The organism is Acinetobacter pseudolwoffii, from assembly GCF_002803605.1.
Taxonomy (GTDB): domain Bacteria; phylum Pseudomonadota; class Gammaproteobacteria; order Pseudomonadales; family Moraxellaceae; genus Acinetobacter; species Acinetobacter pseudolwoffii.
Genome location: NZ_PHRG01000004.1, coordinates 14236 through 28291, shown reverse-complemented (window position 1 = coordinate 28291; position 14056 = coordinate 14236). Strand labels below are relative to the sequence as shown.

At 44.9% G+C, this 14056-nt stretch carries 15 protein-coding genes and 1 pseudogene; 13 read left to right on the top strand and 3 right to left on the bottom strand.

The window, feature by feature from the left end; translation table 11 throughout:
* Nucleotides 1–14: 14 nt before the first annotated feature.
* From secY to CWI32_RS09215, 8 genes are all read left to right on the top strand, one after another.
* Nucleotides 15–1334, top strand: coding sequence for a preprotein translocase subunit SecY (gene secY, locus CWI32_RS09250; RefSeq protein ID WP_171063316.1), 1320 nt, complete (start codon nucleotides 15–17; stop codon nucleotides 1332–1334).
* Nucleotides 1335–1354: 20 nt separating this feature from the next.
* Complete coding sequence (gene rpmJ / locus CWI32_RS09245) at nucleotides 1355–1471, top strand: 50S ribosomal protein L36 (protein WP_000867907.1); 117 nt, start codon at nucleotides 1355–1357, stop codon at nucleotides 1469–1471.
* Between the two features lie 105 nt (nucleotides 1472–1576).
* Nucleotides 1577–1933, top strand: coding sequence for a 30S ribosomal protein S13 (rpsM, locus tag CWI32_RS09240; protein ID WP_004281492.1), 357 nt, complete (start codon nucleotides 1577–1579; stop codon nucleotides 1931–1933).
* A gap of 19 nt (nucleotides 1934–1952) precedes the next feature.
* Nucleotides 1953–2339 (top strand): 30S ribosomal protein S11, encoded by a 387-nt coding sequence (rpsK, locus tag CWI32_RS09235; RefSeq protein WP_004281491.1) that lies wholly within the window; start codon nucleotides 1953–1955, stop codon nucleotides 2337–2339.
* Between the two features lie 12 nt (nucleotides 2340–2351).
* A complete protein-coding gene (gene rpsD / locus CWI32_RS09230) occupies nucleotides 2352–2978 on the top strand; it encodes a 30S ribosomal protein S4 (protein ID WP_005094132.1) in 627 nt (208 codons plus the stop codon).
* 16 nt (nucleotides 2979–2994) lie between these two features.
* Nucleotides 2995–4002 (top strand): DNA-directed RNA polymerase subunit alpha, encoded by a 1008-nt coding sequence (locus CWI32_RS09225; protein WP_005094131.1) that lies wholly within the window; start codon nucleotides 2995–2997, stop codon nucleotides 4000–4002.
* Nucleotides 4003–4020: 18 nt separating this feature from the next.
* Nucleotides 4021–4386 (top strand): 50S ribosomal protein L17, encoded by a 366-nt coding sequence (gene rplQ, locus CWI32_RS09220; protein ID WP_004281488.1) that lies wholly within the window; start codon nucleotides 4021–4023, stop codon nucleotides 4384–4386.
* A gap of 221 nt (nucleotides 4387–4607) precedes the next feature.
* Entirely contained in the window at nucleotides 4608–6098 is a 1491-nt protein-coding gene (locus CWI32_RS09215) for a flavin-containing monooxygenase (protein ID WP_100535179.1), read from the top strand.
* Between the two features lie 59 nt (nucleotides 6099–6157).
* Here the strand turns inward: CWI32_RS09215 and CWI32_RS09210 are convergent, their stop codons facing one another.
* Nucleotides 6158–7330 carry an acyl-CoA dehydrogenase family protein gene (locus CWI32_RS09210; RefSeq protein WP_100535178.1) on the bottom strand — a complete coding sequence of 391 codons (1173 nt, stop codon included), beginning with the start codon at nucleotides 7328–7330 and terminating at the stop codon, nucleotides 6158–6160.
* A gap of 183 nt (nucleotides 7331–7513) precedes the next feature.
* On the opposite strand from CWI32_RS09210, the gene CWI32_RS09205 reads away from it, so the two are divergent.
* The 5 genes from CWI32_RS09205 to CWI32_RS09185 all read left to right on the top strand — a co-directional run bounded on the left by CWI32_RS09205 (nucleotide 7514) and on the right by CWI32_RS09185 (nucleotide 12847).
* Nucleotides 7514–7771: an FAD assembly factor SdhE gene (locus tag CWI32_RS09205; RefSeq protein WP_100535177.1), complete on the top strand. Its 258-nt coding sequence runs from the start codon at nucleotides 7514–7516 to the stop codon at nucleotides 7769–7771.
* On the top strand, nucleotides 7764–8150 hold the full coding sequence (locus CWI32_RS09200) for a hypothetical protein (protein WP_005094124.1): 387 nt from the start codon (nucleotides 7764–7766) through the stop codon (nucleotides 8148–8150). Before CWI32_RS09205 ends, CWI32_RS09200 begins: the two co-directional genes overlap by 8 nt.
* 536 nt (nucleotides 8151–8686) lie before the next feature.
* Nucleotides 8687–9727 carry a hypothetical protein gene (locus CWI32_RS09195; RefSeq protein WP_005094123.1) on the top strand — a complete coding sequence of 347 codons (1041 nt, stop codon included), beginning with the start codon at nucleotides 8687–8689 and terminating at the stop codon, nucleotides 9725–9727.
* A 67-nt stretch (nucleotides 9728–9794) separates the two neighbouring features.
* The gene (gene rrtA / locus CWI32_RS09190) at nucleotides 9795–10367 is read left to right on the top strand and encodes a rhombosortase (protein WP_005094122.1); all 573 of its coding nucleotides are present in this window, start codon (nucleotides 9795–9797) and stop codon (nucleotides 10365–10367) included.
* Nucleotides 10368–10564: 197 nt separating this feature from the next.
* Nucleotides 10565–12847, top strand: coding sequence for a TRAP transporter large permease subunit (locus CWI32_RS09185; RefSeq protein WP_100535176.1), 2283 nt, complete (start codon nucleotides 10565–10567; stop codon nucleotides 12845–12847).
* Between the two features lie 61 nt (nucleotides 12848–12908).
* Here the strand turns inward: CWI32_RS09185 and CWI32_RS09180 are convergent.
* Nucleotides 12909–13554: pseudogene (locus CWI32_RS09180) on the bottom strand (DMT family transporter).
* A gap of 53 nt (nucleotides 13555–13607) precedes the next feature.
* Entirely contained in the window at nucleotides 13608–14042 is a 435-nt protein-coding gene (locus CWI32_RS09175) for a hypothetical protein (RefSeq protein WP_100535175.1), read from the bottom strand.
* Nucleotides 14043–14056: the final 14 nt, after the last annotated feature.

The following is a 14056-nucleotide window of genomic DNA, read 5'->3' as shown; positions in this document are numbered from 1 at the left end:
GTCATGTCAACATGATGAAAGGCCAACCATTTCATGTGAAATACCGTGAAATTATTCGTCGAATGATGTTTCTCATTGGTGCGTTGTTGGTGTTTCGGCTAGGAGCGCATATTCCAGTACCGGGCATCAATAATGCGGCCCTAGAAAACCTGTTTAATGCAAACCAAGGTACTATCCTTGGTTTGTTTAACATGTTTTCCGGTGGTGCATTAGAACGAATGTCTATTCTTGCTCTTGGGATCATGCCCTACATTTCTGCATCGATTATCGTGCAGCTGATGTCGACAGTGGTTCCTTCGCTGGAAGCTTTGAAAAAAGAAGGCGAGCAAGGCAAGCGTAAAATAAATCAATACACACGACAAGGCACATTATTTCTGGCGCTTGTACAAGCAATCGGGATGTGTGCAGGCTTGATCAGTCAGGGGATTACCCTGAATACTGGTTTGGCTTTTTATATTCCTGCAGTAACCTCATTGGTTGCGGGAACCATGTTCTTAATGTGGTTGGGTGAGCAGATTACCGAACGTGGGGTGGGGAATGGTATTTCCATGATCATCTTCGCGGGTATTGTTGCCGGATTGCCTAATTTAATTATGCAATCTTTGTCATCTGTAGATAATGGCCAGACCAGCCTGATTGGCTTGGTAATTTTTGGTCTGTTGTCTCTGGGTGTTTTGGCAGCCATCGTGTTTATCGAGAAAGCGCAGCGTCGTATTCCGGTCAACTATGCTCAAAAACAACAAGGTCGTCGTGTATTTACTGCACAGCAGACACATTTGCCATTGAAAATTAATATGGCGGGTGTGATTCCGGCAATTTTTGCCAGCTCATTGCTGTTGTTCCCTGCGAGCTTAGGCCAGTGGGTGGGTAGTGCAGATCCGAATGCCGGATTTATTCAGCGTAGCCTGCAAGATGTAGCATTGGTATTGTCGCCTGGTCAGCCGTTGTATTTGGTGCTCTTTGGTGCGTTAATTATCTTTTTCTGTTACTTCTATACAGCACTGGTATTTAGTCCTAAAGAAGTGTCAGAGAACTTGAAACGCAGCGGAGCTTATGTGCCTGGTATACGTCCAGGTGAGCAAACTGCTCGTTACTTAGATCATATTCTCAGTCGTTTGACATTTATTGGCGCGATTTACATCACCGTCATTTGTTTGATGCCGATGGTGTTGCAAAGTTCATTTGGTATTCCATTCTATTTGGGTGGTACTTCTTTGCTGATTGTTGTGGTAGTAGTGATGGACTTTATGGCTCAGCTGCAGTCACACCTCACCTCGCACCAGTATGATAATCAAACGTTAATGAGAAAAACGACAGCTCATCCTAAGGGATAAGCGCACTTAGAGGTTTCATCATGAAAGTACAAGCTTCTGTTAAGAAAATTTGTGGTAGCTGTAAAGTTATCCGTCGTAATGGGGTTATCCGCGTAATTTGTAGCGCAGAACCTCGTCATAAGCAGCGTCAAGGTTAATCTGATTAAGACCTGTTGATTTCTGTAGGCAAATTGGGTTATTATCCGCCCCTCAAGATTTTTGTGGGGCGGTTGATTATCTACTGCCTTTTTGGAGAAAATTGAATGGCTCGTATTGCCGGTGTAAACATTCCGGATAACAAGCACGCTGTTATCTCTCTAACGTATATCTTTGGTATTGGTCGCCATACTTCAAAAGCTATTTTAGCTGCTGCGGGTATTGCTCCAACGACTAAGATCCGTGAATTAGATGACGCTCAGCTTGATGCGATTCGTGCAGAAGTTGCTAAGGTTCCGACCGAAGGTGATTTACGTCGCGAAATTTCCATGAACATTAAACGTTTAATGGATTTAGGCTGCTATCGCGGTCTTCGTCATCGTCGCAGCTTGCCTGTCCGCGGTCAACGCACCAAAACTAACGCTCGTACCCGTAAAGGTCCGCGCAAACCTATTAAGAAATAAGATTTCTGGAAGCTAAAAGATGGCTAAAGATACTCGCGCACGCAAGAAGGTCACTCGTACCGTCTCTGAAGGTGTCGCACACATTCACGCTTCTTTTAATAACACCATTGTGACTATTACCGATCGTCAAGGTAATGCACTGGCTTGGGCCACTTCAGGTGGACAAGGCTTCCGTGGATCACGTAAATCAACTCCGTTCGCTGCTCAGGTAGCTGCTGAAGTTGCTGGTAAAGCTGCTTTAGACTACGGTTTGAAAAACTTGGACGTCCTTGTAAAAGGTCCTGGTCCTGGTCGTGAATCTGCGGTTCGTGCTTTAGGTGCAGTGGGTTATAAAATTAACAGCATTACCGATGTGACGCCAATCCCGCACAACGGTTGCCGTCCACCTAAAAAACGTCGCGTGTAAGGAGAAACATTCATGGCTCGTTATATTGGTCCAAAATGCAAACTCTCTCGCCGCGAAGGGACAGACCTGCAACTTAAATCAGGCGTTAAACCGTTTGATGTAAAAACTAAAAAACACGCTAAAGCTCCTGGCCAACATGGTGGAGCTCGTGGCGGTAAACAGTCTGAGTACTCACTACAATTACGTGAAAAACAAAAAGTACGTCGTATGTACGGTGTTTTAGAGCGTCAATTTAGTAACTACTACAAAGAAGCTGCTCGTGTTAAAGGCGCAACTGGTGAAAACTTGTTGAAGCTACTTGAAAGCCGTCTTGATAACGTTGTTTATCGTATGGGTTTCGGTTCTACTCGCGCAGAAGCTCGTCAGTTAGTATCTCACCGCAGCATCACTTTGAATGGCCGTCGTGTTAACATTGCGTCTATCCAAGTTAAAGCGGGTGATGTGATCGCAGTTCACGAAGGCGCTAAACAACAATTACGTATCAAAAACGCAATTGAATTAGCAACTCAACGTGGCATGCCTTCTTGGATGGAAATCGACCATTCTAAATTAGAAGGTACGTTCAAAGCTGCACCGGATCGTTCTGATTTACCTGCTGAAATCAACGAAAGCTTGATTGTAGAATTGTATTCTAAATAATCCTTGAGGAAGCAATATGACGCGTACTGCAAATGAGTTTCTAACTCCGCAAGCGATCAAGGTCGAAGCGGCAAGCGGGACCTCGGCAAAAGTTATTCTAGAACCTTTAGAGCGTGGCTTTGGTCATACTCTGGGTAATGCTTTACGTCGCATCCTTCTTTCTTCTCTACCTGGCGCAGCTGTGGTAGAAGTTGAGATTGAAGGGGTCGAGCACGAGTACAGTACTTTGGAAGGCTTGCAGCAGGACATCGTCGAGCTCTTGCTGAACCTAAAAGGATTGTCGATTAAGCTGTTCGATCAAAATGAAGCATACTTAACATTAGAGAAACAAGGTGCAGGCGACGTAACTGCGGCTGACCTTCGTTTACCTCATAATGTTGAAGTGGTTAACCCTGAACATTTGATCGGTACTTTAAGTGCCTCAGGCTCATTGAAAATGCGTCTGAAAGTTGCTCAAGGTCGTGGCTACGAGACTTCTGATTCACGCTTCCCAGAAGGCGAAACTCGCCCAGTGGGTCGCTTGCAGTTAGATGCTTCTTATAGCCCAATCAAACGTGTGTCTTATACAGTGGAAAACGCTCGTGTAGAACAACGTACTGACCTTGACAAATTGGTCATTGATCTTGAAACCAATGGTACTGTAGATCCTGAAGAAGCAATCCGTAAAGCGGCAACAATCTTGCAACAACAAATTGCAATCTTTGTTGACCTTCAGAAAGATCAAGCACCTGTGGCTCAAGAGCCGCGTGAAGAAGTTGACCCAATCTTGCTTCGCCCAGTAGATGATCTAGAGCTAACTGTTCGTTCTGCTAACTGTTTGAAAGCAGAAAACATTTACTACATTGGTGATCTTGTACAGCGTACTGAAGTTGAGTTGCTTAAAACTCCTAACTTGGGTAAAAAATCGCTTACTGAGATCAAAGATGTTCTGGCTTCTAAAGGCTTACAACTCGGCATGCGTTTAGAGAACTGGCCACCGGCTAGTCTCCGTATGGACGATCGTTTCGCCTATCGTAGCCGTTAATTAAGTAGGACTATCACCATGCGTCATCGTAATAGTGGTGTGAAATTAGGCCGTACAAGCAGCCATCGTAAAGCGATGTTCCAAAACATGGCTAACTCTTTGTTCGAGCACGAGTTGATCAAAACAACTGTGCCTAAAGCGAAAGAGTTACGTCGTGTAGCTGAGCCTTTAATCACTTTAGCTAAAAACGATACAGTAGCAAACCGTCGTTTGGCGTTTGCTCGTACTCGTTCAGCAGCAACTGTTGGTAAATTATTTACCGTTCTTGGCCCTCGTTACAAAGAGCGTAACGGCGGTTATCTACGTGTTCTTAAAGCGGGCTTCCGTGCAGGTGATGCTGCACCGATGGCTTACGTTGAGCTAGTAGATCGCGAAGTTAACTAATTTCGTGAAGAATAACGCGAGTTGTTCGAAAAGGTCGGTTGAATAAACCGGCCTTTTTTAATGTCTGAAATTTATTTTCAGGTATTTGCATCATGCAGAACTAATCTGAATCTGGCCTGAAAAGATAAAAAAATAATGGCTTTTTATCAAACTTGACATTGTGTATTGTCAATTTTGTGATTTAATAAAAACAGATAGTATCGCTTAGGTAAAAGAACAATATGGAAAAGCAAATCGATATTTTAATTGTGGGTGCGGGGATCTCGGGAATTGGTCTGGCAGCGCATCTTTCTAAACATTGTCCGCAGCGCTCATTTGAAATTATTGAGCGACGTACCAGCATTGGCGGAACTTGGGATTTATTTAAATATCCGGGAATTCGTTCTGATTCAGATATGTCGACCTTTGGTTTTAATTTTAAACCCTGGAAAAAAGCCAGTGTACTTGCCGATGGCGCTTCGATTAAGGGCTATCTGGCCGAAGTAGTAGATGAATTTAATCTGGAATCGAAAATTCATTATCAACACCGTGTGTTAACCGCCAACTATGATTCTATGACCTGTAAATGGTCAGTAGAGATTGAGGATGAACACAGCAAGAAGCAGATCTGGATTGCGAATTTCGTACTGAGTTGTACCGGTTATTACAATTATGACCAAGGTTTTCAGCCTGAGTTTCCAAATCAGGAGGCTTTTAAAGGTCAATTCATTCATCCGCAGCATTGGCCGGAAAATTTAGATTATCAGGGCAAAAAAGTGGTGATCATTGGTAGTGGTGCCACCGCGATTACTTTAGTTCCGGCGATGGTCAAAGGCGGCGCCGGGCATGTGACCATGTTACAGCGTTCCCCGACCTATATCGCTTCAGTGCCCTCCATTGATATGATTTATGCAAAGATGCGGCAGTATCTACCAGAAGATGTGGCTTATAAAATTACCCGTGCCCGGAATATTGGCATGCAGCGCGGAATTTATGCCTTGGCACAAAAACAGCCAAAACTGTTAAAAACGCTGTTACTTAAATCCGTGCAGTTTCAGCTCAAAGGTAAAGTGGATATGAAACACTTTACCCCGAATTATGAGCCGTGGGATCAGCGCCTATGCGTGGTGCCGGATGGTGATCTGTTTAAAATTTTACGTGAAGGGCAGGCATCAGTTGTAACGGATCAGATCGAAAGCTTGACTGAAACTGACATTCAGCTGAAATCGGGTCAACATCTGGAGGCAGATATTATCGTTTCAGCCACAGGCTTAAATATCCAGATTCTTGGTGGAATTCAGGCGACGATTGATGGTCAACCTGTCGATACCTCACAACATATGCTGTATAGAGGCATCATGGTTAGTGATGTGCCGAATATGGCGCTAATTATTGGTTATATCAATGCCTCTTGGACTTTAAAAGTGGATATTGCCGCTGAGTACATTTGCCGTTTGCTGAACTATATGGATCAGCAGGGCTATGCTGAAGTCATCGCTCAGGGTGATCAGACTGAATTACTAGAGGATACTGTGATGGGTAGTCTCAGTTCGGGCTATATTGCCCGTGCTGCAGATGTGATGCCAAAACAAGGTAAACATGCGCCATGGAAAGTCAGCAACAATTATCTGGCAGATCGTAAGGAACTCAAACAAGCTTCGTTTGAAGATAGGGTGCTGAAATTTAAAAAAAACAGCAAGGCTGTCAAACATAAACCGCGTCTGGTCTCTTAAAGTCGGATATCGAACTAAAGAAAAAGGAGTCCTGAGTGACTCCTTTTTATGCGTCCAGTTTACAGTGAACGTGCAATCAGTTCTTTCATAATTTCGTTGGTACCGGCATAAATCCGGTTGGCACGGTTGTCGATATAGGCCCGGGCAATTGGATATTCCAGCATATAGCCATAACCACCATGCAATTGCAGGCATTCATCTACCACCTTGCTATACATTTCTGAAATCTTATATTTAGCCGCAGCAGCGGCATCGATGCCTAATTCTTGCTTGAGTTGCAGCTCCATGCAGCGATCCAGATAAGCGCGACAAAACTCGATTTCGGTACGCATTTCTGCCAGTTTAAAGCGGGTATTCTGAAAATGGCTAATACTCTTGCCAAAGGCCTGACGTTCCTTGGTGTATTTCACTGTATGTGCGAAAGCAGCTTCAGCGCCAGCCTGACACATAATTGCCACAATCAGGCGTTCCCAGGCCAGTTCTTTCATCAACATCATAAAGCCCATGCCTTCCAGACCGAGCAAATTTTCTTGTGGTACGCGTACATTGTCAAAGAACAGCTCGCAAGTATCCTGGCCTTTCATGCCGATTTTATTCAGCGGTTTAGCTTTGCTAAATCCGGCCCGGTCGGCTTCGACCATAATCAATGAGAGATTGGCCGAGCCTTTGTCACTATGACCGGTCTTGCAGACCACAATCGCCATATCACAGAGATAGCCATTGGTAATAAAGATCTTGGATCCATTAATCACATAGTCATCGCCATCCAGTACCGCAGAGGTACGTACTGCTTGCAGGTCAGAACCGGTTCCCGGTTCGGTCATGGCAATCGCGGTGACGATTTCCCCGGAAGCCATTTTGGGTAACCACTGCTGTTTTTGAGCATCATTGCCAAAGTTCAGCAGGTAATTGGCGACAATATCTGAATGTAGGGAAAAACCTGTGGCTGAATCACCGGCATAGGCCTGTTCTTCAATCAGAATCATGCTATACAGCCGGTCTACCCTAGAGCCGCCATATTGCTCCGGCATGGTGGCGCAGAGTAGTCCCAGTTCACCCGCTTTAGTCCAGAGCTCTCGATCCACATGCTGTTGCTTTTCATAGCGCTCGCTATGCGGAATAACTTCCTTTTCATAAAACTTGCGTACGGTTTGACGAAATGCTTCATGTTCGGCAGTAAAAAGCTGGCGGGGCAGCATCGGGGCAAGCGGGCGAATGGCTGCGGATTGCATCTTGTTATTCCTTATTCTGATCTGTTTGCTTTAAAGTAGGTCAAGCATAGATCAGCAACAATGAGCGGAATGTTCAAATAACTTAAATATGCTGATGCTTTTGGTCATTTGTATGAAATCCCTCGAAATTCAGCGATGGCTTCAGGTAAACTATTCCGGTTTATAACGAATTGGGGAAATTCGATGACTGATGACATCACCTTAGAAGAGCGCAAAGTGATTTATCGCGCGCGTCGTGGTCTAAAAGAGCTGGATGTGTATTTTGATCCCTACGTAAAAAACTACTACTTAACTGCTGATCCATTTGAAAAGCAGATGTTTGCCGAACTGGTTGAACAGGAAGATCCAGATCTGCTGGACTGGTTTATGGAAGTCTCTGAGCCGCCGCGTCCTGAATTAAAAGATTTGATCAAGAAGCTTAAATTTTACGTCCATGGATAATCGCTGTTTCAAGCTGAAACGCAGTTATTGTGCACTGGCGTTTCAGCTTTTTATTTTTGCACTGTTGATGTACCTCCTATACCAGCTATTGCCGATTGCGATTTGGCTGCTGTGTGCTGCGATTGGACTGGTGATTTATCAGCTGTTTTATCGCAAGACGCCCCAGATTGAACAGTTTGAATATCTGGATGGACGTGAATGGTCATTGACGGCCAAATCTCGGCCCACCTGTCGGGTATGTGTTAGTCATGTGATTGATCATCAAGCTTATATTGTGGTGTATTTTCAGCACGCCAAGGCTCAGCCTTTATTGATCTGGTGTGACCAATTGCCGCTAAAACAATGGAAATCCCTGAAAGTTCTGACCAAACTTATCTAGTTGTCAGACAACGCTATTTTAATCACTTGATTGAAATTTCAATAAAACAGATACTTAGATCATTAACGCGCTTTCATTGTCAGACAAAAAATAATAATGACTTATCAGTAAGATAAATTGTATGACAATTTCCCACCTATGTTTTATTTTTAGCCTGTACATTGAACGCACCAACAGCAAATACGAGAGAACTCAATAGAATCTCCAGTGTGGATGTTTTTGATCGTAGTGATTGTTTCAGCTTTGGGGGTTGGACAATTCGCGACGGTGCTGAAGGATAAATTTTCATCTTAATCAAGCAGAGTTATTACCGGCTCTCTGTTTGTACAGTTAATAAGTAGCATGTGCTGAACCGTCGCAATGCTACTTTTTTTTGCCCAAAATTTGGGAATTCAACAGATCAAGTCAATTGCAGTCGGCCAGTTTGATGGCACAGTGTCTGGTCCGGATTAGAGTAAATACTCTTTTATTCACAAAATGCTTCTGATATCTTTAGCAGAAAGATGGACATAATCACAATTATAGAGGACAGGAAAATGTCAGGCGTCCGTAAAATATGCCAAGGTATGGCGACCATTGCAATAACAACAACAGTATTAACGGGGTGTTCCCATGTCATTAAAACCGGTGCCAATGTCGCACTGGGTTTTACCGAAAACCATATTGTCCCGCCAATTTTAGCCATGGATGATGCCGAGATGGTCTGTAATTCAGGCAATTCTCTAACTCCGGCCATCATGGCAACCAAAGAAATGGGAGCGGATCCGACCCGGGTAGCCGTATTGATGTATTCGGCTGCCGGCATTTGTGCCGAGCAAAAGGCGCTGGAAGCTGAGTTACGCTATTTGCGTGCTTCAAAATCCAACCAGGTAGCGGAAGCCCAAGATGCGCGAATTGAGCAGAAGCGCTGGGCGGCTCTAGCGGCACAGCGTCAATATACCGGTTATCAATTGTTCCAGAGCCGTTATGAAAAAAAATATCAAAAAGCCTTGGGTGAAGAATGCCCGCGCATGAACAGCGATATGGAGCAAACGGTTTATCTGCTGGGTATGCTCAGCGGTTTACAAGCCATGACCAATGATATTAATTCCGGCGGTGCAGTGCATGTACCCAAAGATATCGCTGCCGTGGTGGAACGTGGTATGACCTGTCTGGATAATGCCAAATTCTGGGGAGCACCGAATGCTACGCGTGCTGTGATCTGGACTTTATTACCAGGTGCAAGCGATGGTAAACCTGATCCTTACCAAACATTAAAACAATCTACACAAATTGGTGAGCAAAAAGGTGTACGTTTATCGCATGCTTTATATGCTGTAGCAGCACAGGCCAGTGGTGACGATGCCAAAATCCGCGATGCTTTAAAAACCTTTGCGCAGGCCCGTACCGAGGAAAAGCCGGTAAATCCACAGTTCAAGCTGATCGACAGTATGGCAGCGATTATGGTCGGTGGAATTTCAGATCGTTACTGGACAGAAAATACTGGTGTGCGCAGCGCCGATGATGGCATGCAACGTTTCTGGGATGAATCAGACAGCTCTTCGGAACTCGATGACCTGTTCAGTGCAGACCTGTAACCCAGATAGCCTGCATAGAATTTTAAGGATGAAATTAAACTAGATGGTTAGGGAGAAGCATAAGCTGATGCTAGATCAACATGTTCGACGAAAAATTATTTTTCTAGCGGCTTTTGTCTCTCTCTGTGCATGTCTGCAAATTTTCAAGGATAGTTTCATCTACTGGCAAGAGAGTTTGCTCAGTGAGTTTTGGCGACTGTGGACGGCACATTGGGTACATGTGGGGTGGACCCATTATTTCCTGAATATTCTCGCTTTTATCTGTCTGCCTTTTATTTTTCCACGCGCTATTCTATGGCACTTTTCTGCCATTTTACTGATCTTGCCACCTTTGATCAGTTTAAGTTTTTATTTTTTCTTACCCAATATTGAAGCCTACGCTGGCTTGTCGGGTGTGCTGCATGGTGCCTATGTTGCCGTTGCCTGTGTACATTTGCTGTATAAGCGGGAACGCAGTTTTGCTGCACTGGTGTTATTTTTGATCTTTGGCAAACTGGTCTGGGAAAATACCATTGGCAATGTCGGAACCGCACAGCTGATTGGCAGTCCGGTCTTGGTCGAAGCACATTTGCTCGGGGTAATTTGGGGAGTGATGTTGGCGCTGGCCTATATTGTCAGCAACTATTTTCGGGATAGCTAAAGTGAAGCAATGAATAAAGCACTTGGCAGAAAAAACAAAAAGAAAATATAAATTGTCATTTTTATTGTGCTGATTTTGATGCAGAGTCAAAACATAGAATAAAAATCCTGACCTTTGAAAAGGAATTTTCGGGGACAGAAGGAAAGATCAGCGTCCTAGAACAAACACAGGCCGCTAAAATAAAAATAGGAATATACATGCAAAATGATGATCAAAACAGATCAGGATTAGGTCTGTTGCGTTATATCTGGACAGAGTGGATCTCGACCTTCGTGGTGCTGGTCTTGCTTTTGCTCACACTGATAATTGGTACTGGAGAAATGATTCACGGCCAGTTGCTGCGCATGGGGGAGCGTCTCTATGGCGATCCGGCAACCGGGATGCAATATTCATTTTTACGTGCTGAACCGACACGTCCACAATGTGAACGCAATATCAATGTCGATCAGCGTGTTCAGCAGCAGATGAAAGCCGATGCAGCCGATGAATATGCTGATTTCTTCGGCGTGCGCTCGCAAGCGGATGTCCGGGCTGCGGTATTACAGGCACAGCAGGTTTGTGAAGAATCTTATCTGTTCTACGATAAAGCCATTCAACATGTCGAAGCACAACCGAGTATTCGGGCTTATCGGGCCTTTGAAACGTCTTTCTTTGGAATATTCAAGTTTGGCACTGAGAACCGGGCCTTGCTCTTGGTCATCATGGTGGTATTCGCTGCGATCAGTGCCACCCTAAAAACCCATCATATTGGTCTGCGTAGTCCAAGTACAGGTATCGATTTTAAAGTCTATTCGGTCGCCATGCTGCTGGGTAATGCTTTTCTGGCATTCTCATCCTACAGTCAATACCAGTCTGTACTGAACTCGGGCGTACCGATGGGCGAGATGAAATACATCTACTGGCTGTGGATGATTCTGTTTAGCAGCTTAACCTTGATCAGTTTATATCAGGTGGTTAAACAACCAAAACCAACGCGTGAGGGCGGCAGTTTTGGTCTGGCCTTTTTGAGTGTGCCACTGTATGCCTATATGGCCATTATTACCGGAATAAACTTTACCTTCTTTATGGATTATCCAATGGGACAGGGGATTTATCTGGGGCAACTGGTCGAGTTTTCCAGTATTTTCCTGAATCTGGCCTTGTTTATCTGGGCCGGTATGTTGCTGAAACAGACCCGTGTGGTAGATATGTTCCTGAACATTCTGCGTCCATGGAATCTGGCCCCTGAAACCCTGACCTGGTTAATTCTGCTGGCCGCTGCCTTACCGACTGCCTATACCGGTGCATCAGGGATTTTCGTGATTGCCGCAGGTGCGATCATTTATAAGGAAGTCTGGAATGCAGGTGGACGCCGTCAGTTTGCACTGGCCGCCACTGCAATGTCCGGTTCAATGGGCGTAGTCTTACGTCCTTGCTTGCTGATTGTTGTTGTGGCATCACTCAATAAAGAAGTGACCACCGACTTACTGTATCACTACGGGATTTATGTCTTCCTGCTCAGCTCGACTTTATTCCTGGTAATTTCCCTGTTCTTTGCAGAAAACAAATTCCGCATTGCTGCGCCTACTATAGCTGCTCCTCAATCAGGTCGTGCCTTCATTGCGATTATTCCTTATATCGTGATTTTTATTCTGATCTGGTTATTCTATAAATATGCCTTGTCGACTGACCTGAATGAATTTACCGCACCAGTGATGATGCCGGTCATTCTGCTGATGATTGTTCTGTTCGATAAGTTACGTCATGAACCTGCGCCGTTGCCGGCAGTGGGGCATTGGGATGAAACCTTGACCGCAACTTTAAACTCAAGATCGACACCTGAACTGGTGACAGCCGGTGCCGCGGCCAATGCAGAATATCGTGAAGCTGAACATAGCGAACAACTAGGCAAAGAACTGGCTGTTGATCATGGTGTAAAGCGTTCAAATGCTACAGAAATCCTGCGCAAGGTGGGTTTCTGGAAGTCAATGCATATTTCGACCAGTGAGACCGTGGGACATATTGGTGCGCTGGTCATCCTGATGGCACTCTCGGTGAGTGTCGGTGGCTTGCTGGAACGTATGGAAATTATGGAAGCCTTCCCGACCGATATCAGTAGTACCATTCTGGTGATTTCACTGATTGTCGGCTTGATGATTTTTGTCGGGATGATCATGGATCCGTTTGGCGCGGTGATTCTGATTTCTGCAACCGTTGCTCCAGTGGCTTACCAATACGGCATTCATCCGGTTCATTTCTGGATGATTACCCTGATTGGTTTTGAGCTGGGTTACGTGACGCCACCGGTGGCGCTGAATCATCTGTTGGCCAGACAGTCGATTGGTGATGCTGAAGTGGCCGAAGCGGATGCCGAAGTACGACACCTGTCTTTCTACTACCGTTATGAACGCTGGATTTTGCCGGTGATAGTATTGCTGCCTGCGATGTTGATCATTTCCTATGTGCCTTATATCTTTAAGCTGTTCGGCTGGTATCAATAAAAGAAAAGCAATAAAACAGCACCTACGGGTGCTTTTTTATTGCTTTGATTTCGAATCTTGATCAAATCTTCGATGAATTCAGGCGCTTCTGCAGTATCGGGCTACACAGTAGAATCGCACAGAAAATCAGCCCCAGCCCGATTAGGCTATAGAGGTCCGGAACTTCCTGCCAGAACAGAAATCCCCACATACCGGCAAAGAAAATTGCCACATAGTTGACCGGTCCAATTTGTCCTGCCGACGCCAGTTTGTAAGCATTTGACATCAATAACTGACTGAAATTGGCCAGAATGCCGACAGTAATCAGATAGCTGAGTTCTGTCAGGGTATAGGGCTACCCCACCCAAAACATCGGAATCACTGAAATCAGGCTGCCAATCAAACAGAAATAAAATACGATTTTTTCTGGAGATTCTGTTTTGGTCAGCGCTCGAACTGCAACAAAAGCCATATATGGTAATCAGACCGACCACCGCACGCCAGGTGTGCATCCACAGTTTTTCAGTTTTAAAAAATCCGCGACCTTGGTTGAAAATGAAAGGCAGGAAAATAAACAGCCCGACTACATTACGGAAGAAAACCACAGTAGCATGATCAACCGTTTGTGAGGCATAACAGATACATACGCCCATCACTGAAAATAAAAAAGCAGAGCAGGTCAGTAAAATAATGGCTTTGAATAGTAGTGAGGTGGCTGTGGTAGACAGGGAGACAATTCGGCTAGAAGATCTGCAGATCTTCTAGCCGAAATGCATCAAGATTATTGGCCTTGAGCCAGTTGTGCTTCGAGTAGCTTGATCTGTTCCTCTTTCAATTGAATGAGCTGGTCAGCATCGCTGTGCTGCGCATCTAGCGTGGCTTTTTGCTCATTGAGCTGAACTTGAATATCGGCTAATTTGGCCATCTCTTCGTTGGCCAAAGTAGAATTTTCCGGCACTGGCGCTTTTAACAGGCTGCCGCTGATTAATGCTTTGGTCTCGAGTGCCTCAGCCGCATTGCTTGCATCTGTATCTTCTTCAGTTGTCGCTGTAGATGTGGTTGCCGGAACAGCTGCGATTTCCTCCTGTTGCATGCGTTGTGTCTCCTTCGAAGGTGCATTCAACCATTGATAGAGCAGCACCAATACAACGACAGTAACTAAAGCCCCCATAATCCCCATTAAAAGTTTGGGGTTATTTCTTTGTTCTACTGACATAGCTTGAACCTTGA

Bases quoted from the DNA above. Each gene is read 5' to 3' on its own strand.
- secY (WP_171063316.1), top strand. From the start codon at position 15: ATGAAAGGCCAACCATTTCATGTGAAATACCGTGAAATTATTCGTCGA.
- rpmJ (WP_000867907.1), top strand. From the start codon at position 1,355: ATGAAAGTACAAGCTTCTGTTAAGAAAATTTGTGGTAGCTGTAAAGTT.
- rpsM (WP_004281492.1), top strand. From the start codon at position 1,577: ATGGCTCGTATTGCCGGTGTAAACATTCCGGATAACAAGCACGCTGTT.
- rpsK (WP_004281491.1), top strand. From the start codon at position 1,953: ATGGCTAAAGATACTCGCGCACGCAAGAAGGTCACTCGTACCGTCTCT.
- rpsD (WP_005094132.1), top strand. From the start codon at position 2,352: ATGGCTCGTTATATTGGTCCAAAATGCAAACTCTCTCGCCGCGAAGGG.
- CWI32_RS09225 (WP_005094131.1), top strand. From the start codon at position 2,995: ATGACGCGTACTGCAAATGAGTTTCTAACTCCGCAAGCGATCAAGGTC.
- rplQ (WP_004281488.1), top strand. From the start codon at position 4,021: ATGCGTCATCGTAATAGTGGTGTGAAATTAGGCCGTACAAGCAGCCAT.
- CWI32_RS09215 (WP_100535179.1), top strand. From the start codon at position 4,608: ATGGAAAAGCAAATCGATATTTTAATTGTGGGTGCGGGGATCTCGGGA.
- CWI32_RS09210 (WP_100535178.1), bottom strand. From the start codon at position 7,330: ATGCAATCCGCAGCCATTCGCCCGCTTGCCCCGATGCTGCCCCGCCAG.
- CWI32_RS09205 (WP_100535177.1), top strand. From the start codon at position 7,514: ATGACTGATGACATCACCTTAGAAGAGCGCAAAGTGATTTATCGCGCG.
- CWI32_RS09200 (WP_005094124.1), top strand. From the start codon at position 7,764: ATGGATAATCGCTGTTTCAAGCTGAAACGCAGTTATTGTGCACTGGCG.
- CWI32_RS09195 (WP_005094123.1), top strand. From the start codon at position 8,687: ATGTCAGGCGTCCGTAAAATATGCCAAGGTATGGCGACCATTGCAATA.
- rrtA (WP_005094122.1), top strand. From the start codon at position 9,795: ATGCTAGATCAACATGTTCGACGAAAAATTATTTTTCTAGCGGCTTTT.
- CWI32_RS09185 (WP_100535176.1), top strand. From the start codon at position 10,565: ATGCAAAATGATGATCAAAACAGATCAGGATTAGGTCTGTTGCGTTAT.
- CWI32_RS09175 (WP_100535175.1), bottom strand. From the start codon at position 14,042: ATGTCAGTAGAACAAAGAAATAACCCCAAACTTTTAATGGGGATTATG.